The organism is Arthrobacter sp. zg-Y1219, from assembly GCF_030125545.1.
GTDB lineage: Bacteria > Actinomycetota > Actinomycetes > Actinomycetales > Micrococcaceae > Arthrobacter_B.
On record NZ_JASKLY010000012.1, the window covers coordinates 206,425 to 226,378 of the forward strand.

The 19,954-nt window shown below is 66.4% G+C and carries 15 protein-coding genes; 6 read left to right on the forward strand and 9 right to left on the reverse strand.

Annotated features, from left to right (window positions below; genetic code table 11):
* Positions 1–555: 555 nt before the first annotated feature.
* The 4 genes from nhaA to QNO00_RS08030 all read right to left on the reverse strand — a co-directional run bounded on the left by nhaA (position 556) and on the right by QNO00_RS08030 (position 3,624).
* Positions 556–1,947 carry a Na+/H+ antiporter NhaA gene (nhaA, locus tag QNO00_RS08015; RefSeq protein ID WP_284024185.1) on the reverse strand — a complete coding sequence of 464 codons (1,392 nt, stop codon included), beginning with the start codon at positions 1,945–1,947 and terminating at the stop codon, positions 556–558.
* A 55-nt stretch (positions 1,948–2,002) separates the two neighbouring features.
* Positions 2,003–2,236 carry an SCO4848 family membrane protein gene (locus tag QNO00_RS08020; RefSeq protein WP_229967285.1) on the reverse strand — a complete coding sequence of 78 codons (234 nt, stop codon included), beginning with the start codon at positions 2,234–2,236 and terminating at the stop codon, positions 2,003–2,005.
* A 3-nt stretch (positions 2,237–2,239) separates the two neighbouring features.
* Positions 2,240–2,743 carry a DUF2505 domain-containing protein gene (locus QNO00_RS08025; RefSeq protein ID WP_229967287.1) on the reverse strand — a complete coding sequence of 168 codons (504 nt, stop codon included), beginning with the start codon at positions 2,741–2,743 and terminating at the stop codon, positions 2,240–2,242.
* A gap of 155 nt (positions 2,744–2,898) precedes the next feature.
* The gene (locus QNO00_RS08030) at positions 2,899–3,624 is read right to left on the reverse strand and encodes a hypothetical protein (RefSeq protein WP_284024186.1); all 726 of its coding nucleotides are present in this window, start codon (positions 3,622–3,624) and stop codon (positions 2,899–2,901) included.
* Positions 3,625–3,932: 308 nt separating this feature from the next.
* Here QNO00_RS08030 and QNO00_RS08035 point away from each other — a divergent pair, with 308 nt between their 5' ends.
* Positions 3,933–5,642 carry a M28 family metallopeptidase gene (locus QNO00_RS08035; protein WP_284024187.1) on the forward strand — a complete coding sequence of 570 codons (1,710 nt, stop codon included), beginning with the start codon at positions 3,933–3,935 and terminating at the stop codon, positions 5,640–5,642.
* Positions 5,643–6,605: 963 nt separating this feature from the next.
* Positions 6,606–10,223, forward strand: a complete 3,618-nt coding sequence (gene mfd, locus QNO00_RS08040; protein ID WP_284024188.1) for a transcription-repair coupling factor — start codon at positions 6,606–6,608, stop codon at positions 10,221–10,223.
* Between the two features lie 63 nt (positions 10,224–10,286).
* Here mfd and QNO00_RS08045 read toward each other — a convergent pair whose 3' ends face one another.
* The 3 genes from QNO00_RS08045 to deoC all read right to left on the reverse strand — a co-directional run bounded on the left by QNO00_RS08045 (position 10,287) and on the right by deoC (position 11,536).
* Entirely contained in the window at positions 10,287–10,433 is a 147-nt protein-coding gene (locus QNO00_RS08045) for a hypothetical protein (RefSeq protein WP_229967295.1), read from the reverse strand.
* Positions 10,434–10,571: 138 nt separating this feature from the next.
* Entirely contained in the window at positions 10,572–10,823 is a 252-nt protein-coding gene (locus QNO00_RS08050; RefSeq protein WP_229967297.1) for a hypothetical protein, read from the reverse strand.
* A gap of 38 nt (positions 10,824–10,861) precedes the next feature.
* Positions 10,862–11,536: a deoxyribose-phosphate aldolase gene (gene deoC / locus QNO00_RS08055; protein ID WP_229967299.1), complete on the reverse strand. Its 675-nt coding sequence runs from the start codon at positions 11,534–11,536 to the stop codon at positions 10,862–10,864.
* Positions 11,537–12,018: 482 nt separating this feature from the next.
* Between deoC and QNO00_RS08060 the strand changes: the two genes are divergently transcribed.
* The 3 genes from QNO00_RS08060 to QNO00_RS08070 all read left to right on the forward strand — a co-directional run bounded on the left by QNO00_RS08060 (position 12,019) and on the right by QNO00_RS08070 (position 15,360).
* The gene (locus QNO00_RS08060) at positions 12,019–13,050 is read left to right on the forward strand and encodes a hypothetical protein (protein WP_284024189.1); all 1,032 of its coding nucleotides are present in this window, start codon (positions 12,019–12,021) and stop codon (positions 13,048–13,050) included.
* Positions 13,051–13,202: 152 nt separating this feature from the next.
* Positions 13,203–13,685 (forward strand): SpoIIAA family protein, encoded by a 483-nt coding sequence (locus tag QNO00_RS08065; RefSeq protein ID WP_284024190.1) that lies wholly within the window; start codon positions 13,203–13,205, stop codon positions 13,683–13,685.
* 34 nt (positions 13,686–13,719) lie between these two features.
* Positions 13,720–15,360: a putative bifunctional diguanylate cyclase/phosphodiesterase gene (locus QNO00_RS08070; protein WP_349643473.1), complete on the forward strand. Its 1,641-nt coding sequence runs from the start codon at positions 13,720–13,722 to the stop codon at positions 15,358–15,360.
* 90 nt (positions 15,361–15,450) lie between these two features.
* Here the strand turns inward: QNO00_RS08070 and QNO00_RS08075 are convergent, their stop codons facing one another.
* Both QNO00_RS08075 and QNO00_RS08080 read right to left on the reverse strand, forming a co-directional pair.
* On the reverse strand, positions 15,451–17,211 hold the full coding sequence (locus tag QNO00_RS08075; protein WP_284024191.1) for a phospho-sugar mutase: 1,761 nt from the start codon (positions 17,209–17,211) through the stop codon (positions 15,451–15,453).
* Between the two features lie 42 nt (positions 17,212–17,253).
* Positions 17,254–18,054: a purine-nucleoside phosphorylase gene (locus QNO00_RS08080; protein ID WP_229967308.1), complete on the reverse strand. Its 801-nt coding sequence runs from the start codon at positions 18,052–18,054 to the stop codon at positions 17,254–17,256.
* Between the two features lie 131 nt (positions 18,055–18,185).
* On the opposite strand from QNO00_RS08080, the gene QNO00_RS08085 reads away from it, so the two are divergent.
* Complete coding sequence (locus QNO00_RS08085) at positions 18,186–19,589, forward strand: NAD(P)H-quinone dehydrogenase (protein ID WP_284024192.1); 1,404 nt, start codon at positions 18,186–18,188, stop codon at positions 19,587–19,589.
* Positions 19,590–19,954: the final 365 nt, after the last annotated feature.

Genomic DNA, 19,954 nt, shown 5'->3' on the forward strand with positions numbered 1-19,954 from the left:
CCCAGCCAGGTTTCCGCACAGCGGCGGTCGCGTTTGTCTTGACTGTCGTACTGGGTATCGGCGGTTCTGCCGCCTACGCCTACTGGAGTCTGAAAACTGACGCGAATCTCGTCGTTGCGACGGCGCGTCCGGACCTTCCAGTCGTAGCTACGCCGACATGTAATGATCGGTCCCTGTACACACGCTTCTCCTGGACTGCACCGGCTGGAATGCCGAACTACGCTGTCTATATCGTTCGAATCTCGACGTCAAAAGAGACGATCGATTATGCGTTCCCTTCGCAAACGACTGGATTCGAACCGGCCAATCTCCGCGTGAACGGCGAGGCGCTCCATAGCTGGATGGGCATCCGAACTGGGGCCGTTACAGTGTCGACCGGGTACCTGGCAGCCGGCGCAGTTGCACCCGGAGTAGTGGATCTGGCAACTCAAGTATTGGATCCGTCAAAGCCCAGCCCCAGTATCAACCTGCGTTCCAACAGCAGCGTTCTGTCTTGGTTTACTTGCTAGCCGCAGCCTACGGGTCGGCGGATCATGCCAGCAACCTCCAAAGCCGCTACCGCCCGCCGTCGTCGTCATACACGTCCGGAATCCCGTCGTCGTCCGTGTCCCGGGACTCCGCGTCCTCCACGGTCCGGTAATGCCGGTTGCGGACCCGCAGCAGGATTGACGCCAGCACCGCGGCGGTGACCGACGCGGCCAGAATGGCGACCTTCGCGTGGTCGTTGTGCTCGGTCCCGGGATCGAAGCTGAGGTCGTTGACCAGCAGCGACACGGTGAAGCCGATGCCGGCCAGGATCCCGATGCCGAGCAGGTCGATCCACTTCACGCTGGCATCGAGCCGGGCCTTGGTGGCGGTGGTGATCAGCCAGGTGGTGGCCAGGATGCCCAGTGGTTTGCCGGCCACCAGTCCGGCCAGAATGCCGACCGCCACCGGATCGGCCAGCGCCGAGCCCAGGCCGCTGAAACCGCCGATCGCGACGCCGGCGGAAAAGAACGCGAACACCGGCACCGCGAAACCGGCGGACAGCGGCCGGAACCGGTGCTCAAAAATCTCCGCCAGCCCCGGCTTGCCCGGTCCCGGCTGCACCGGTTTGCCGTACGGGTCGCGGCGCAGCACCGGAATGCAGAAGCCCAGCAGCACCCCGGCCACCGTGGCATGCACCCCGGAAACGTGCATCAGCGCCCACACTAGCAGCCCCAGCGGCAGCAGGATCAGCCAGGCGGACGCGGGGTGGGCGGCGAGAATCCGCGACTTGCTCTGCGCCAGGTACAGGAACAGGCCCAGCGGCACCAGCATGATCGCCAGGTAGAGCAGGTGCAGGTCCTCGGTGTAGAAGAACGCGATGATGGTGATCGCCAGCAGATCATCGACCACGGCCAGGGTCAGCAGGAAGATCCGCAGCGCCGAGGGCAGGTGCGAGCTGATCACCGCCAGCACGGCCAGGGCAAACGCGATGTCGGTGGCGGTGGGAATGGCCCAGCCGCGCAGCCCGTCCGAGCCCGCCACCAGATTCACCGCCACGTAGATCAGCGCGGGAACGACGACGCCGCCCGCCGCCGCGGCCACCGGCACTATCGCCTTGCTGAACTGGCGCAGGTCGCCGGCGACGAACTCGCGCTTCAGCTCCAGTCCCACCAGGAAGAAGAAGACGGCCAGCAGCCCGTCGGCGGCCCACTCGCCGACGCTGAGCTTCAGGTGCCAGGGCTCATAGCCGAACTCATAGTCCCGGATGGCGAAATAGGAGCCCGACGCCGGGGAGTTGGCCCAGATGAGCGCCGCCACCGTGGCGATCAGCAGCAGGATGCCGCCGACCGTTTCCTTGCGCAGGATCGCCTGGATGCGCAGGACTTCCGGATAGCTGGACCGGCCCAGGACCGTGCTGCCGCTGGCCGGCGGCGGCACCGGAGTGCCGTCGTCGGGCTGGCTCTGCTGCTCCGGTGCCATGGAACTCCTTCCGCGGGAAAACGGGGTATTCGCATTCTGGCACCGACGGGCAGGTTTATCCCATGAGCCCCCGGAAACCAACAATGATGGTGACCAATCCGAAGAGCATGGACGTGGTGGCCTTCATCAGGTTCACGGTCAGGTACCGGGTGGGTGCGCCCTTTTCGTCCCGGGCGCGGGGGCTCTTGTAGGCCTCGATCAGGTACGGCGGCCAGACGATCAGGCTCCAGAAGCCGCCGATGATGAGGATGACCGCCAGGGCGGTGGGCAGGACAATGCTGTTATCCACGGATCAGGCCTTGCGGCTTTCGATCCACTTGCCGGCCTGGCCGGCCTGGAGGGTCAGGGCCTTGCCGATCATGGGCTCGGCCTGCTGGGCGATCTTGTCGCCCAGGAACGGAATCGAGGAGCTGACCTTGCCGTCCACGTCCACGCGGGTGCCGCCGCCGACGGCGACCAGGCGCTGCGTGGCGTTGACCTTCAGCGGCACGCCGCCCACCGAGAGGTCCACCGACGCCTCGCGGGAACCGTCGGCAGCCGGAGCCGCCCACTTTTCGGTCTGCGTCACGGTCAGTGAGGCGCCGACAAACTTCTTGGCGATGTCCGGCAGCCGGTCCGTCGGCAGGGTGCGCACGGCGGTGAGCACAAACGGGCCGGTCGTGTCGCCGTCGACGCTGACCGACACGAGGGCGCCGCCCACATGCTCGCTGATACTGCGCAGGAAGTCCTCGCTGGCGAACGTGTCCGTAACCGTGCGGACGTCGTGGGGCAGGGTGGTCGAGGCGTTCAAAGCCATGGGTCCTCCAGATAGGTGTGCTGTCTTGCCGGCGGCGCTCGTGCAGATGCAAGCGGCTCACCGGCCCAGCAACATCCTAATCTCCGGCGGTCCCCAGCTCCGAAACGGTGTTCCCGCCGAAATGGGGTTCCCGCGGGTGGCCGGAGTTCCAGCGGTCAGCGTTCCAGGCTGACGCAGGCCACGGCCTGGTCGTCGTCGTCCGGGGTCTCCGGGCTCGCGTCGTCGTCGTCGAGGGTGATCAGCAGCGAGCGGCCGATGCCGTCGTCGGGCAGGACCCACGGCACGGTGACGCTGGCGGTGGAGTTGCCGGTCCCGTCCGTGGTGAAGTCCAGGCTCAGGTCATCCGATTCCTCGCTCCGGGGGTCTTCGTACTCCTCCCCGGCGTCCGCGGGGGACGCTCCGCACAGGCGTTCATGCAGGGTGGCGTCGAACTCCGTGTTGCCCTTGAAGCCGCGCGCGATCATCTCCAGGGTGGTGGCGGCGTCGGTCGAGTCGATCGTGACGGTGGTGTCCGCGCCGTCGGGCACCAGCGTGGTGTCGTACGTGCTGGCGATCGCATTGTCGCAGTATGGGCCGAAGGTGCCCTGAATGATGCCGCTGGCAATCGGGCTGGGCGTGGTGGCGCCGCACCGCTCGGCGTTCTGGGTGGTTCCCGGAACGCCCTGCGCCTCGCAGCTTTCCTGCGCCGCGCTGCCGGGGGACGCGGAGTCGCAGGCCGCCGCCGTATCCGGGGATTCCGACCCCGGGCTGGGGGACGAGGTGGCCTCTTCATTGTCCGACGAGTACGAGCCGCCTCCGGTCTCGTTGTCGTTGTTGCAGGCCGATAGGGCCAGCAGCGAGAGGGTAAGCGCGGAAAGTAGCAGAAGAAGTTTGCGTGCCATGGGGCAGTCCTTACGTGGCGTGGAGTCTGCGGTGTGGTGTGTGCCCGTGCCTTTCCAGCGTGGCAGGGCCTGCGGTGAAAAACCATAACGGGCCCGCGCATTGGGCCTCCGGCCGGCGGGGTGGCCCGAAAAGTTGGCAACGTAGCGGGCCGGACCGCCCACGTCACGCGTACGACGGCGGATTGCCGGTTTTTCGGGGCAGGTTCCGGCCAGCGTGGGGACTGCGGTTCCCGGCTGCCCTGCGGAGCCCTAGCCTCGGCGGCATGTGCCCCGGATCGGGGCTCATCACTCGCACTCCTAGGGGAAGCATGAAAACACAACGAACACTCCGCGGCGCTGCGCTCGCCGCCGCGGTTGTCCTTGCCGCCGGCACTGCCGCTCCGGTGTACGCCGCCGAGATCGATGCCGCCGAAGTTGATGGTGCCGGGGTCGGCGGCGCGGGATACGGTTCCGGGCAGCATCCCGGAAAGGGGAAGCCGGGATACGGGAAGCCGGGGAACGGAAAACCGGGGAAGCCGGGGAACGGAAAACCGGGATACGGGAAGCCGGGGAAGCCGGGTCACGGAAAGCCGGTCAAGGATGAGAGCGCGAAGCTGCGCTCGAAGGTCACCGTCAAGAACGTTTTTGAGCATTTGGAGGAGTTGCAGGAGGCGGCCGATGAGAACGGCGGCAACCGGGCCGCCGGCACCCCCGGCTACGAGGCGTCCGCGCAGTACATCGAATCGGAGCTGCGCCGGGCCGGCTACCGGCCCGTGCGGCAGGAGTTCACCTATGGTCAGTTCGAGCTGCTCGGCGAAGCGCTGGAACAAACCGCGCCCACTCCCACGGTGTACACGGCAGGGACTGACTTCACCACCATGACGTTCTCCGGCGCCGGAGACGTCACCGCAGCGGTCACCGCCGTGGACATCAACCTCGCCGGCGACCGGGTCAACACCTCAGGGTGCGAGCCGGAGGACTTCACCGGCTTTGCCGCCGGAGACATTGCGCTGCTCCAGCGCGGGGAGTGTGACTTTGCCGTCAAGGTGCAGAACGCCGCCGACGCCGGAGCAGCGGGCGCGGTGCTTTTCAACCAGGGCAACACCGAGGAACGCTCCGGTATCCTCAACGGCACGCTCGGTGCCGAGGCGGCGATTCCCGCTGTCAGCGCCACCTTCGCGCTCGGCGAGGCGCTCGCCGGCACGCCGGGGGCGGAACTGCGGATCGCCGTGGACTCGGCGGTTCAGGTCATCAATTCCTTCAACGTCCTGGCGGACACCCGGACCGGGGATCCGGAGCGCACCGTCGTCGTCGGCGCCCACCTGGACTCCGTGGCCGAGGGCCCGGGCATCAACGACAACGGCAGTGGCAGCGCCGCCGTCCTGGAGACCGCGGTGCAGCTGGCCAAGAACGCCAAGAAGAATCCGCTGGAGAACCGGGTGCGCTTCGCGTTCTGGGGCAGCGAGGAGGATAGCTTGATCGGTTCGAACCACTACGTCTCCCAGCTCGACGAAGCGGGGATCGCCGGAACCCTGGCAAACCTGAACTTCGACATGGTGGGCTCACCGAACTTCGTCCGGTTTGTGTACGACGGCGACGGCGATGCCTTTGACCTGGCCGGTCCCGAGGGGTCGGCTGAGATCGAGAGCGTGTTCGAGGAGTACTTCGCCTCCCAATCCTTGGAGTCGGCGCCCACCGAGTTCAGCGGCCGGTCGGACTACTCGGCGTTCATCACGGCAGGCATTCCCGCCGGCGGCCTGTTCTCCGGTGCCGAAGACATCAAGACGGAGGAGGAAGCGGCGCTGTTCGGCGGAACGGCCGGGGAAGCGTACGACTCCTGCTACCACCAGGCCTGCGACGATCTGGGGAACGTCAGCTGGACGGCGTTGGACCAGATGTCCGACGCCGTGGCGCACTCGGTGCTGACGTTCGCCCGGACCGAGGCTGACCTGCGCGGCGGTGCCGGGGTCGATGCCCAGCAGCGGACGGCTCCGGCCGGCACGGAGCTGCAGTACCGCGGTGACGTCCTGGTGAAGTAGTGCCTTGAGGCAGTGATGCCTTGAGGCGGTAACGCCGGGAGGAAGTAATGCCCGGGCGGAAGTAGTGCCACGGTGAAGAAACCCGGGTGGAAGGCGGAGGGCTCCGGCTGTGAGCTTTCCGCCTTCCGTGCTGTCCGGGGCGTGGAACCCTGTCCCTTTCGGGCGGGATCGACGTCCCTTTGGGGCGGGATCGACCGTTTTGGGATTCTGCTGCCCCTGCGAACCGGCAGCAGAATCCCAAACTGGCAGCAGAATCCCAAACCGGCAGGGATTTGCCCGGGGTCGGCGTGGAAAACCCTCCCTTCGGGCGGAATTGACCGTTTGGGGCATTTCTTACCCCTGCGGACCGGCTGGAACTGCCCGGAACGGCAGGGTTTGCCCGGAACGGCTGGAAAGCGGAGCGGGAGGTAGGTAGGTGGCCCGGGACGGCAGATGCGGTTATCGGGGTCTGCGCGAAACACTCCGTTTTGTGACAAATCGACCGTTTTGTGAATCTGCTGCCACTACGAACCGGCAGCAGAATCCCAAACTGGCAGCAGAATCCCAAACCGGCAGGGATTTGCCCGGCTCGGAGTGGAGAATCCTCCTTTTCGGGCAGAATCGACCGTTTGGGGCATTTCTTACCCCTGCGGACCGGCTGGAAATGCCCCGAACGGCAGGGTATGCCCGGATCGGCTGGAAATGCCCCGAACGGCAGGGTATGCCCGAAACGGCACCCCCCCAACCCGGCAACCCCCCCCACTCCGGCAACCCGGCAACCCGGGAACCCGGACAGCAGATCCGGCCCGGCGAAGTCCTCCATCAGCCCGCAGCGGACGAGGCCTTTCGTGCCCCATCCCAGCAGGTAGGCTGGAAGAAAAGCCCCGGGGTTCCTAGTGAACTTCGGGTATTTGCGTTGCTTTGCCTCACCCAAGCTGCCGCCTCACCCGGCGGCAGCGCCTCAGTCAAGGAGAGCCCCTGCCCATGAGTCTGAACGGACTGCGCGCCGCACTGGCCGAAGACCCGTCCTACGCACGGGTGCGAACCCTCGCTTCGCGCACCCCCGAGCGCCGCAGCGAAGACCTGCAGATCGGCGCCCCGCAGGGGATGCGCGCGGCCCTGCTGGCGGAAATGGTCGACGGGCTCGCCGCAGCAGCCGACGACGCCGGCACCGGCAACGCCGCCACGGCACCGCCGGTGGTGCTGGCCATCACCGCGACGGGCCGCGAGGCCGAGGACCTGGCCGCCGCGCTGCGCTCCTACCTGCCGCTGGCCGGGATCGAGGAGTTTCCGTCCTGGGAAACCCTGCCGCATGAACGGCTCTCGCCGCGCTCGGACACCGTGGGCCGCCGGCTGTCGGTGCTGCGCCGGCTCGCCCATCCCGAAGGACATCCGATCTCCGTGATCGTGGCCCCGGTGCGCGCCGTCGTGCAGCCGCTGGTTGCCGGGCTCGGCGACCTGCAGCCGGTGTCCCTGAAAGTGGGGGAGGAACGGCAGTTCGACGCCGTCGTCAAGGCCCTCTCCGAGGCCGCCTACGCGCGGGTGGACATGGTCTCGCACCGCGGCGAGTTCGCCGTCCGCGGCGGCATCCTGGATGTCTTTCCGCCCACCGAGGACCATCCCATCCGCATCGACTTCTTCGGCGACGAGGTGGATTCGATGCGCTGGTTCGCCGTCGCCGATCAGCGCACCCTCACCGGGCCGAACGTCACGCATCCCACCGAACTGTATGCGCCGCCGTGCCGCGAAATCCTCATCACCCCCTCGGTGATGAGCCGCGCCGCGAAGCTGCAGGGCTCCATGCCCGCGGCCGCCGACATGCTGGAAAAGATCGCCGGCGGCATCGCCGTCGAGGGGATGGAATCCCTGGCCCCGGTCCTGGTCGATGAGATGGTTCCGCTGATGGGCGAGCTGCCCGCCGGATCGCTCTCCGTCGTGATCGAACCCGAGAAGGTCCGCGCCCGCGCGCACGACCTCGCCGCCACCAACGAGGAATTCCTCGCCGCAGCCTGGGCCACGGCGTCCGACGGCGGTTCCGCGCCGCTGGATCTGTCCGCCGGCATCAGCGCCGATCTGGAGGCCGCCAGCTTCCGGTCCCTGACCGACACCCGGTCTGCGGCCCTGGCCAACTCCGTGGGCTGGTGGTCCATCACCTCCTTCAACCCCGACGACGAAACCGTCCTGGACATCGACACCCTGACCATCAACGCCCGGGAACCGCGCGGTTACCAGGGCGACGTGGCGGAAATGATGGAGTTCATCGGCTCCCGGGTCCGCGACGCCTGGCGCGTCGTCGTCGTCACCGAGGGCCCCGGCCCGGCCGCGCGGCTGGCCGAGCTGTTCCGGGACAATGACATTCCGGCGTCGCTCACGGAGTCCGTGGACACCGAGCCGGTGCCGGGGATCATCTCCATCACCACCGCCAGCGCCGGCCGCGGCTATGTCTTTGACGGGCTGAAGACCGGCCTGCTGACCGAGGCCGACCTGCTGGGCCGGGCCAGCGCCTACTCCACCCGGGACATGCGCAAGATGCCCTCGAAGCGGCGCAACGCCGTCGACCCCCTGCAGCTGCACGAGGGCGACTTTGTGGTGCACGAGCAGCACGGCGTGGGCAAGTTTGTGGAGCTCATCCAGCGGGCCACCGGCGCCGGTGCCAGCAAGACCGTGCGCGAGTACCTGGTGCTCGAATACGCGCCGGCCAAGCGCGGCGGCCCCGGCGACCGGCTGTTTGTGCCCACCGACCAGCTGGACCAGATCACCCGCTACGTGGGCGGGGAAACTCCGGTGCTGTCCAAGATGGGCGGCTCGGACTGGGCCAAGACCAAGTCCCGGGCGCGCAAGGCGGTCAAGGAGATTGCCGGCGAGCTGATCCGGCTCTACTCGGCCCGGATGGCGTCCAAGGGGCATGCGTTCGCGAAGGACACCCCCTGGCAGCGCGAGCTGGAGGAGGCGTTCCCCTATGTGGAAACTCCGGACCAGCTGACCACGATCAACGAGGTCAAGGCGGACATGGAGAAGGAAGTTCCCATGGACCGGCTGGTGTCCGGCGACGTGGGCTACGGCAAGACCGAGATTGCGGTGCGTGCCGCGTTCAAGGCGGTGCAGGACGGCAAGCAGGTGGCCGTGCTGGTGCCCACCACGCTGCTGGCCCAGCAGCACATGGAAACCTTCGGCGAACGCTTCTCCGGGTTCCCGGTCCGGGTGGATTCACTGTCCCGGTTCCAGACCTCCAAGCAGGCCAAGGAAACCATTGAGGGCGTGAAGAACGGGTCCGTTGACGTCGTCATCGGCACGCACCGGCTGCTCTCGCAGGAGGTCCAGTTCAAGGACCTGGGCCTGGTGATCGTGGATGAGGAGCAGCGCTTCGGCGTCGAGCACAAGGAAGCGCTGAAGAAAATGCGCACCAACGTGGACGTCCTGGCCATGAGCGCCACTCCGATTCCGCGCACGCTCGAGATGTCGCTGACCGGCATCCGGGAAACCTCCACGTTGGCCACCCCGCCGGAGGAGCGCCATCCGGTGCTGACCTACGTGGGCCCGTACACGGACCGGCAGGCGTCCGCCGCGATCCGCCGCGAGCTGATGCGCGAGGGCCAGGTGTTCTTCGTGCACAACCGGGTGTCGTCGATCGACGGCACCGCCGCGCGCCTGCGCGAGCTGGTCCCGGAGGCGCGCATCGCCGTCGCGCACGGGCAGATGGGCGAGTCCAAGCTTGAGCAGATCATCGTGGACTTCTGGGAAAAGCGCTTTGACGTGCTGGTGTGCACCACGATCATCGAAACCGGGTTGGACATTTCCAACGCCAACACGCTGATTGTGGACCGAGCCGACCACTTCGGCCTGTCCCAGCTGCATCAGCTGCGCGGCCGCGTGGGCCGCGGACGCGAGCGTGCCTACGCGTACTTCCTGTATCCGTCGGAGAAGCCGCTGGGCGAGGTGGCGCTGGAACGGCTGAAGGCCGTGGCCACTCACAACGAGCTCGGCGCCGGCATGCAGCTGGCGATGAAGGACCTGGAGATCCGCGGAGCCGGCAACCTGCTCGGCGGGGAACAGTCCGGGCACATTGCCGGCGTCGGCTTCGACCTGTACATCCGGCTGGTCGGCGAGGCCGTGGCGGATTACCGCGGCGAGGCCGAGGAGAAGGCAGCGGAGATGAAGATCGAGCTGCCGGTCAACGCGCACCTGCCGCACGATTACGTGCCGGGGGAGCGGCTGCGCCTGGAGGCCTACCGCAAGCTGGCCTCAGCTCTCACCCACGAGGCGATCGACGAGGTGCTGGCGGAACTGGTGGACCGCTACGGCGAGCCGCCGCAGGCCGTGCAGAACCTGATCGAGGTGGCCCGGTTCCGGGTCAACGCCCGCGAGGCCGGACTGACGGACGTGGCGCTGCAGGGGAACTTCATCAAGTTCGCCCCGGCGGACCTGCCCGAATCGCGGACCATGCGCCTGCAGCGGCTGTTCCCGGGAGCCCAGGTGAAGCCGGCGCTGAACGCGGTGCTGGTGCCCAAGCCCAAGACCGCGCGGATCGGCGGGCGGGACCTGGTCGACGCCGAGATCCTGGCCTGGGCGCAGAAGGTCGTGGACGCGGTGTTCAAGGACTAGTCGCGGGCCGGATGCCCGGCGCCCTGTCGCCGGGCATCCGGCTGGCGTCCGGCCGGCGTCCGGTCAGTGGCCGCCGTTGGTCAGGGCGACGATGAAGACGGCCACAGACATCAGAGCTGTGGCGACCACGATTCCGTATCCGATGTGGACGATGCGCTGCTGGCGTGCCCGGTCCTGGCGCCATTCGCGGCGTGTCATAGTGATGCTCATGGCTCGAATATAGAACGGGCCGACATCGTGCGCTCAGCGTAGTCACTACGCGCCTTCGCGCCGAAAACTACTCGTTAAAGCACTCGTCCACGCAACCCTGACGTGGGGTTGCGTGGACGAGGATGCTGCCTTGTGCTGTTACTTGCTGGGTACGCGGCCCTCGGCCAGAACCTCGGCGCTGTCCGAGCGTCCCATCATGAACGGAACGAAGTAGGCCAGGGTGGCGAGGCCCAGGCAGATGGCCATCGGCCAGACGTTGTCCAGGGACAGCCAGGTCAGGGAGTAGAGCCCGACCAGGAAGATTGCCAGGAAGATGACAAAGGTGACGAGGTTGCTGACAAGGTGCCCTTCACCCGAGTGCGTGGGCTGCTTGGACCGTGTTCCTGCCATGGTGTTCTCCGTTTCAAAAAGTTTTAGTAGCCGGCGGATCAGTAGTCCGACGCGGCGTTCCCACCCTTAACAATAGCGATACCGGAGCTTGCCCCGATACGCGTGGCTCCGGCGTCGATCATTGCCTGGGCGTCTTCGCGCGAGCGGACTCCGCCGGAGGCCTTCACGCCAAGGTCCGGACCGACCGTCTTGCGCATCAGTGCGACGTCTTCCACCGTGGCTCCGCCGCCGTTGAATCCGGTGGAGGTTTTCACGAAATCGGCGCCGGCTTCGACGGCCGCCTGGCAGGCGAGGACCTTCTGCTCGTCGGTGAGCAGCGATGTTTCGATGATGACCTTCAGGATGCCGTCGCCGGTGTGGACTTCGTCGGCAACGGCTGCGATGTCGCGGACCAGGGCGTCGTAGTCGTGGCGGCGGGCGGCTGCGATGTCGATGACCATGTCGATCTCATCGGCGCCGTCCTGCAGTGCACCCCGGGCTTCGAAGACCTTCACCTCGGTGGTGGTGGCGCCCAGCGGGAAGCCGATCACGGAGCAGGTCAGCACGCCGCTGCCCTTGAGGGCATTGCGCACGGTGCCCACCCACAGCGGGTTCACGCAGACGGACTTGAACCCGTACTCGGCGGCTTCGGCGCAGACTTTCAGGATGTCGTCGCGGCTGGCCTCGGGCTTGAGGAGCGTGTGGTCAATGAAGGACGCAATGGGTGTAGACATGCCCACTATCTTGCCATGCCACGGTGGGGGACGCTGTACCTACCGGGAGTGGAGATTCTTGCGGTGATGGAGCCTAATGCCAAGGGCGCGGCCGAAGAAACCAATGATTGGTTCCACCGGCCGCGCGTCGGTGGCTAGCGCGGCCAGTAAATGAGAGGTGAAACTACATTCTGGCTGGCATCGGAGTTCAGCGGCGCAGCGGATGCGGGTGCGGCTACGCCAACGGCAGCAATACCTGCAGCCAGAAGCACAGTGGCAGCAATTTTCTTCATGGGGTTCCCCTATGTCTATGTGTTAAAGCGGACAAGTGAATCATAGTGAAAATAGACCTTCCCGTATATGTTTTTACGCTATTAATATGTCGATTTTTTTGAAAAGATTCAGCTCCGGGGTGAGTGCCTCGCTACTTGCGGTTGTCCAGTAGGATGGCGAGCGTAGTCTCATCGAGGACACCGAAAAATGTACTGGGAAGGCCCGCGGTATTGGACAACTCCGTAGAACACTTGCTGAACGAATACCGTGCCCGCCAGTTTTGGGAGCGCCGGGAATACCGTAAGGCGTTGGCTGAGGCCGCGGCCGCTGCTGACTCTGCCCGGGGTAACGGTGACGAGCAGGGCTATTGGCGCATGTCGCTCCTCAAGGCTGAGTGCCAAGTGGAGCTTGGGCTTATGCAGGAGTTCGCAACAGGCGCCAAAAACCTGATCGAAGACCCCAAAATTGCCGATGATCCAATTACAAAGGCCCGAGCTACGGCACTGTATGCCCGTGCGCTCCAATGTCTGGGACAGGTCGGGGAGTCCTTGAAGGTAGCCAAGGAGGCGGCCGCAATTGAGCTTGCGGAGTGCGGGAGCCCTTCCGGCCACTTCGACACTCATCAGGCTCTGGTCGCGTCACTGGCGGATTCAGGGAAAATGGAGGAGGCATGGGAAGTTGCACAGTCAATGCTCCTCCTGATCACTTCCGAAACTCCCCGGGAAACTGCAGGGCTTGCATATTGGGCCGTCGGGAACGTCGCTTTCCTCATGCAAAAGGGCGACGAAGGAGCGAAGTGGCACGCCCAAGCTGCCATCTGCCTCTCTCCGTCAAACGATGTCTATCTTTGGGCGCAGTTCAATAAGGCATCTGCACATGTAAGAATCTGGGCCCACTTGTTGGAGCCGGCAACCCTGGAATGCATAGAACGAGCCGAACTTGCCATTTCGGTCTCTGGCGGCAGTCCCATGGATGAACTGGAAATCGCTTTGGTGCGTGCGCACTGGCAGTTACTGAACCGCGAAGTTGAAGACGCCCTCCAGGGTCTGGAATTGGTCCTTAAAGAGCGTGAGATTCTGGTGCCGTCCGTTCTCGCCGAGGCTGAACAGCTAATGGCAATGGCCCTTTTTGAGCTGGACCGAATCGATGAGGCACTGGAAGCGGCACAAAGCAGCCAAAAAACGTTCATGGATCTGGGTGCTCTGCGAATGGCCGGCCAATCCCGTGAAGTCATTGACAGAATTGATGCCCGGAATTCATAATTTTGTTGTCAGTTGAACGCGATTAAGAAATTGTCCGGCCACCTGACATCGCACACCGACCACGATCGGTTCTGCGGCAGGTGAGGCCTGCCGAACTTGGCTATTGGCGGTAGGGCCGCTGAAGAACCGGGGTGCGGACTATGGGGGGAAGCATGACACAGCAGGACATCGACACCCGGGTCTCGACGGGGCGTGCCACGCCTTTGAGGAGAAGAGCACACGAGGATGTGCTAACACCGCCGGATACCGGTGACCTTCTCGATATCAGCCCCGCAGCCGCACCGGACGTCGTCCTCGCACCGGAAGGCCACATCGTCCTGACGCTGCCGCCCGGAGGAGTGGTCACCGGGTCCATGGCCGCAACGGCAGCCGAAGAAGTGGACCGCTTGGCCGGTTCCAGCAAGATGCCGATGCTCCTGGTCCTGACCGGCGTCGAAGCACTGACCCGAGGCGCCCGTACCGTCTTCGGCAACGCCGGGTCGCTTGAAGCCGTAGCCGTGCTTGGCGTCTCGCCTGTGGACCGGGTGATCGCCAACTTCCTGCTGGGCGGCAACGTCCAGCCCTGCCCCACCCGGTATTTCTCCACCGAAGCGGAGGCCCTGGCCTGGCTGAAGAGAAAGCATGCTGTTGCCTGACCCTTCTGCCCGATCCTCCGCAGTGCCTGATCCAGTGCCTGATCCAGCGCCTGAGCCCCATCCGGAGCTCGACGACGACCGGCTGAGCCAGGTGGTCGAGGGCATCATCCGGATGGCGTCCGGAGACCTGAGCACCTACATTCCGACGTCGAAGGCACGGGACCAAGTGGACGCGGTCATCACCGGCATCAACCTGCTCGCCGGCGAACTGAGCGAGGTCTACGCCGACTTCGAGGATCGCGTGGAAACCCGCACCCAGGCGCTGCGCGAAGCCCACGAACAGATGCAGCACATGGCCATGACCGATCCCCTCACCGGCGTGGGGAACCGGTCCTCGCTCCGCCAGGCGCTCGACAACGCGGTTCAGGCCCGCCCCGAGGGCGGCCTGGGGCCGGCAGTGCTGATGATCGACCTGGACGGGTTCAAGGACATCAATGACAGTTTCGGCCATCATGCCGGCGACCTCGTCCTGATGAAGATTGCCACCCGCCTGGTCGGGGCGGCGGGAGCCGAGAGCGCCGTCGCCCGCTTGGGCGGTGACGAATTCGCCGTGCTGCTGCCCGTTTCAACGGCGCAGCAGTCCCGCAACGCGGCCACCAGGATCATGGAGGCCCTGAAACTCCGGATCCAGCTGGACGATCTGGATGTCTGGCCCCGCGCCAGCATCGGCATCCATCTGGCTGTGCCCGATGAAGCCGGCAGCGACATCCTGCTGCGGGCCGACACCGCCATGTATGCGGCCAAGGACGACGTGCATCAGCGGATCAAGTTCTTCGAACCGGTGATGCTGTACAGCCGACAGCTGCGCCGGGATCTGGCCGGGGAACTGCGGCACGCCGTCACCCGCGGAGAGCTGCAGCTGGTCTACCAGCCGGTGGTAGAGCTGGAAACCGGCAAGCTGCAGGGCGTGGAGGCCCTGGTGCGCTGGCATCATCCCACCCGCGGCCTGATCATGCCCGACTCCTTCATTCCGCTGGCCGAGGACACCGGACTGATTGTGGGCATCGGCCGCTGGGTGCTGCGGACAGCCCTGGAGCAGCTGGCCGGCTGGTGCGCCCTGCTGCGCCCGGAGGACCAGTTCCAGGTGCGGGTCAATCTGGCAGCGTCCGAGCTGCAGAGCATGGACCTGGTGGACTACGTGCGCCGGGCGCTGCGCGAGACCGGAATGCCGGCGTCGTCGTTGATCCTGGAAATCACCGAAAGCGCGTTTATCGCCGGGGGAGAGGTGGAAACCTACTCGCTGAAGTCCCTGCAGGCGCTGGGCGTCGGGCTGGAGATCGACGACTTCGGCACCGGCTATTCCTCCATCAGCTACCTGCGCCGGCTGCCGGTGGACACGGTGAAGGTGGACAGGTCGCTGATTGAAGACATTGACGACGACGACGGCCAGCTGCAGTTCGTGGCCGCCGTGCACAACCTGATCCGCGCCGCCGGCATGGAAGCAGTGTTTGAGGGCATCGAAACCGCGGCACAGGCCAAGCAGCTGCACAAAATGGGGTGCTGCAGCGGGCAGGGCTACTACTTCAGTCGGCCGCTTCCTGCCGAGCAGGTGGCCACCCTGCTGCGGGAGGGACGCACCCTGCCCGAGGCCGCCGTCGTTCTTCCGGAGGCCGCCGTCGTCTTGCCGGACAGCGGTGCAGCCCTGCCGGACAGCGGCGCAGCCCTGCCCTCGTAACAGCATCCGCAGACAGATCAGGACCGGCTCCGCGGGGAACCGGTCCTGATCGGCGTTCTGTGTTCAATCCCCGTTCACCGGGGTTCGGGCTTACAGGCCCAGCGCCGCGTTCACATCGGCGAGCACTGCATCGAGGCGGGCGCGTCCCTGCTCGCGTGCGGCGGGCAGATCGGCCGCGGAGTCCACCGGAACAATGACCTCGAGGTAGCACTTGAGCTTCGGCTCGGTGCCCGAGGGGCGGATGATCACCCGGGTGTTGTCCCGGGTCAGGTACTTCAGCCCGTCCGTGGGCGGCAGCTCGCCGCTGCCCTGGGACAGGTCCACGGCGCTCTGCACTGCGGAGCCGCCGAAGGACACCGGCGGCTCCGAGCGCAGCCGGGCCATCATTTCGCCCAGCAACCCCAGATCGGAGACCCGGACGGACAGCTGGTCCGTCAGGTGCAGGCCGTGCTGCACCGCCAGGTCGTCGAGTTCGTCAAAGAGGGTGCGCCCGCCGGCCTTCAGCGTGGCTGCCATCTCGGCCACCAGCAGGCCGGCGGAAATGCCGTCCTTGTCGCGGACCAGGCCCGGAGCCACGCAGTAACCCAGCGCTTCTTCATAGCCGTAGGTCAGGTGCGGCACGCGGGAAATCCACTTGAAGCCGGTGAGGGTTTCCACATGCGCGAAACCGGCGGCTTCGGCAACGCGGGCGAGCAGCCGGGAGGACACGATCGAGTTGGCGAACACGATGCCGGTCTTGGCCTTCTCTCCGCGGACCTTCCAGTGCCCGGACCCGATGCGGCGGGCCAGATGCCGGCCCAGCAGCGCGCCGACTTCATCGCCGCGCAGCATCCGCCACTGTCCGTCGGCCGGATTCTTCGCGGCCACCGCCACGCGGTCGGCGTCGGGATCGTTGGCGATGACGAGATCGGCGTCGTGCTCGACGGCGGTCTCCAGCGCCAGGTCCAGCGCGCCGGGTTCCTCCGGGTTGGGGAAGGCAACTGTGGGGAAGTCCGGATCCGGCTTCGCCTGCGCCGCCACCGGAATGACCTTGCGGAAGCCGGCATCCTTCAGCACTGACTTCATGGTGTCCCCGCCCACGCCGTGCAGCGAGGTGAGGACAATCTTCAGGTCGCGCTCCGGCAGGTGGTCGCGCGCCGCCAGCCGGCCCACCGCGTTGATGTAGTCGGCGACGATGGATTCGGAAACGTCCGTCCAGCCCTCCGGCGCCGTGTCGATGCTGTCCAGCGGCACGGTGTAGTCGATGCGCGCGGCGATCTCGGCGTCGTACGGGGCGACGATCTGCGCGCCCTTGCCCGGGCCCTTCACCGTGCGCCCGCCCAGATAGACCTTGTAGCCGTTGTCCGCGGCCGGATTGTGGCTGGCGGTGACCATCACGCCGGCGTCGGTGTCCAGCGCGCGGACCGCATAGGCAAGCACCGGCGTCGGGAGCGTGCAGGGAAGCAGGAAGGTCTCGATGCCCGCGGCACTGAAGACCGCAGCGGTCTCCAGCGCGAAGGCCCGGGACTTGTGCCGGGCGTCGTAGCCGATGACGGCGCTGGGCGTGTACTTGTCGCCGGAAGTGTCCTGCAGGAAGGAAGCGATGCCGGCCGCGGTGCGGCGGACCACCACGCGGTTCATCCGGCGCGGACCGGCGCCGAGCGCGGCCCGCAGACCGGCCGTGCCGAACTCCAGCGTGCCGGTGAAGCGGTCTTCCAGCTCTGCCTCGGCAGCGGCGGCCGTGGCGCCTTCGGACTGCGCCGAAGCGATCAGGGCCCGCAGTTCCGCGGCGGTGGCCGGGTCGGGGTCTTCATCGGCCCAGCTCTGGGCGGTGGTCACGAGCTCATCAAGCTCGGTGGGGTTCAGCGTCATGGGTAGTACCTACGAATCGAAGATAGGGGGAGCGGCAGCTGGCTAGAGCTTGCCGATGATGTCAGCCAGCAGGCGGGAAATCCGGGGGCCTGCTGCGGCTCCGGACTCCAGGACCTCGGCGTGGCTCAGCGGCTCGGCGCTGATGCCGGCGGCCAGGTTGGTCACCAGGGAAATGCCGAACACCTCCATTCCGGCATGCCGGGCGGCGATGGCCTCCAGCGCGGTGGACATGCCCACCAGGTCCGCGCCGATGGTCTTGGCGTAGCGGACCTCGGCCGGGGTTTCGTAGTGCGGGCCGGTGAACTGCGCGTAAACGCCTTCGTCCAGGGTCGGGTCCACGGTGCGGGCCAGGTCCCGCAGGCGGGAGGAGTACAGGTCGGTGAGGTCCACAAACGTGGCACCTTCCAGCGGCGACGCGGCCGTGAGGTTCAGGTGGTCGCTGATCAGCACCGGGGTGCCCGGCTTCCAGTCCGGGTTCAGCCCGCCGCAGCCGTTGGTCAGGACCATGACCTTGGCTCCGGCCGCCGCTGCGGTGCGCACGCCGTGGACGACGGCGCGCACGCCCTTGCCCTCGTAGTAATGCGTCCGGGCGCCCAGGACCAGGGCGCGCTTGCCCGAAGTCGTCAGCACGGAGCGGATGGTGCCCACATGGCCCTGCACCGCGGGGGCGGAGAAGCCGGGGATGTCGCTGGCGTTCAGGGTGGCTGTGGTCTCGCCGATCAGGTCGGCGGCCTCGCCCCAGCCGCTGCCGAGGACCAGGGCAATGTCATGGCTGGGCACACCGGTTTTCTCGGCAATGTACTTGGCGGCCTGCTGGGCTAATTCAAAGGGATCGTTGTTCACTAATCCAACCTACCGCGAGTTCGCCCGCTCTGCAGGAGCATGCCGGCTCCCGGAGGTTTGGGCGGGGCTGCTGCCCCGGCGTTTGGGCCGCCGTTTGAGCACCGGGCAGGGATGGGACAGAATGGACAACTGTGACGACCCAACTTGATTTTACTGCCCGCAAGATTGCCATCCTCGGCGGCGGCCCCGGAGGATACGAAGCCGCAATGGTGGCCGCGTCCCTCGGTGCCGACGTCACCATCGTGGAACGCGACGGGATGGGCGGGTCAGCCGTGCTGACCGACGTCGTTCCCTCCAAGACCCTGATTGCCACCGCCGACGTGATGACCCGCTTCTCCTCCGCCTCATCGCTGGGCGTGGACTTCGGCGACAACGGCCAGCCCGCCGTTGCCGACCTGAAGATGGTCAACAACCGGCTCCTGGCCCTGGCCAAGGAACAGTCCAACGACATCCGCCGCACCCTCGAGCGGGTGGGCGTGAAGGTGAAAATCGGCGAGGGCCGGCTGCTGGACCACAAGACCATCGAGGTCGTCACGCAAAACGGCACCGAGACCATTGAGGCCGAAGCCCTGCTGATTTCGGTGGGCGCCCGCCCGCGCGAACTCGAGACCTCGATGCCCGACGGCGAACGCATCTTCACCTGGAAGCAGGTGTACAACCTCACCGAAATCCCCGAACACCTGATCGTGATCGGATCCGGCGTCACCGGCGCCGAGTTTGCCTCCGCGTACAACGGCCTGGGCACCAAGGTCACGCTGATCTCCAGCCGCGACCGCGTGCTGCCGGGCGAGGACGCCGATGCCGCCGTCGTGCTGGAGGACGTGTTCCAGGCCCGCGGCATGACGGTGCTGAACCGCTCGCGGGCCGAAAGCGTGAAGAACACCGGCGACGGCGTGCTGGTGACGCTTGAGGACGGCCGCACCGTCGAGGGCAGCCACTGCCTCGTGGCCGTGGGCGCGATCCCCAACACTGCGGACATCGGGCTGGAAGAGGCCGGCGTGGCGCTCGACGAGCGCGGCCAGATCAGGGTCGACGGCGTCTCCCGCACCACCGCCCCGAGCGTGTACGCCGCGGGCGACTGCACCGGAGTCTTCAACCTGGCCTCCGTGGCCGCCATGCAGGGCCGGATCGCGATTGCGCACCTGATGGGCGACGGCGTGAAGCCGCTGAAGCTCAAGAACGTCGCCTCGAACATCTTCACTTCGCCGGAAATCGCGTCGGTGGGGGTGACCGAGCAGGACATCGCCGACGGCCGCTACCAGGGCGACGTCATCAAGCTCTCGCTGCACACCAACGCGCGCGCCAAGATGATGGAGATCAAGGAGGGCTTCGTGAAGATCATTTCGCGCAAGGGCTCCGGCACCGTGATCGGCGGCGTCGTGGTGGGGCCGCGCGCGTCCGAGCTCATCTTCCCGATTGCCATCGCCGTCACGCAGAAGCTGCACGTCGATGACCTGGCCAACACCTTCACCGTGTACCCGTCGCTGACCGGCTCGATTTCCGAGGCCGCCCGCCGCCTGCACGTGCATATGTAGGTTTTGCTTTCTCCCGGGCTGCTTGCCCGGGTTCCTTCATCCGGCCCGTGTCCGGGGTGGAACGCTGCTTGTTTGGCGTTCCGCTCCGGGGGCGGGCTTTTTTGTGGCCTCTTCAGGCTCTCTCGGGCCGTTTCGGCCGGTTTGAGGGTTCGCCCCCGAGCAAAAGACCCTCGAGTGTGCAGGTCTGGCGACTTGGACTTATCGAGAGCGCAGATCTGGCGACTTGAGTGCCTCGAGAGCGCAGATCTGGCGACAAACCCGCGCTGATACCCGCCATAGCTGCGCTCTCGAGTTCGTGTGGTCGACCGGAGCGCGCTGATACCCGCCATAGCTGCACTCTGGGTGCCTGTAGGCACCCGGGCCGG

Coding starts and splice junctions, on each gene's coding strand:
- deoC (WP_229967299.1), bottom strand. CDS start 11,536: ATGTCTACACCCATTGCGTCCTTCATTGACCACACGCTCCTCAAGCCC.
- nhaA (WP_284024185.1), bottom strand. CDS start 1,947: ATGGCACCGGAGCAGCAGAGCCAGCCCGACGACGGCACTCCGGTGCCG.
- QNO00_RS08075 (WP_284024191.1), bottom strand. CDS start 17,211: ATGACGCTGAACCCCACCGAGCTTGATGAGCTCGTGACCACCGCCCAG.
- QNO00_RS08045 (WP_229967295.1), bottom strand. CDS start 10,433: ATGAGCATCACTATGACACGCCGCGAATGGCGCCAGGACCGGGCACGC.
- QNO00_RS08050 (WP_229967297.1), bottom strand. CDS start 10,823: ATGGCAGGAACACGGTCCAAGCAGCCCACGCACTCGGGTGAAGGGCAC.
- QNO00_RS08025 (WP_229967287.1), bottom strand. CDS start 2,743: ATGGCTTTGAACGCCTCGACCACCCTGCCCCACGACGTCCGCACGGTT.
- QNO00_RS08035 (WP_284024187.1), top strand. CDS start 3,933: ATGAAAACACAACGAACACTCCGCGGCGCTGCGCTCGCCGCCGCGGTT.
- QNO00_RS08065 (WP_284024190.1), top strand. CDS start 13,203: ATGACACAGCAGGACATCGACACCCGGGTCTCGACGGGGCGTGCCACG.
- QNO00_RS08030 (WP_284024186.1), bottom strand. CDS start 3,624: ATGGCACGCAAACTTCTTCTGCTACTTTCCGCGCTTACCCTCTCGCTG.
- mfd (WP_284024188.1), top strand. CDS start 6,606: ATGAGTCTGAACGGACTGCGCGCCGCACTGGCCGAAGACCCGTCCTAC.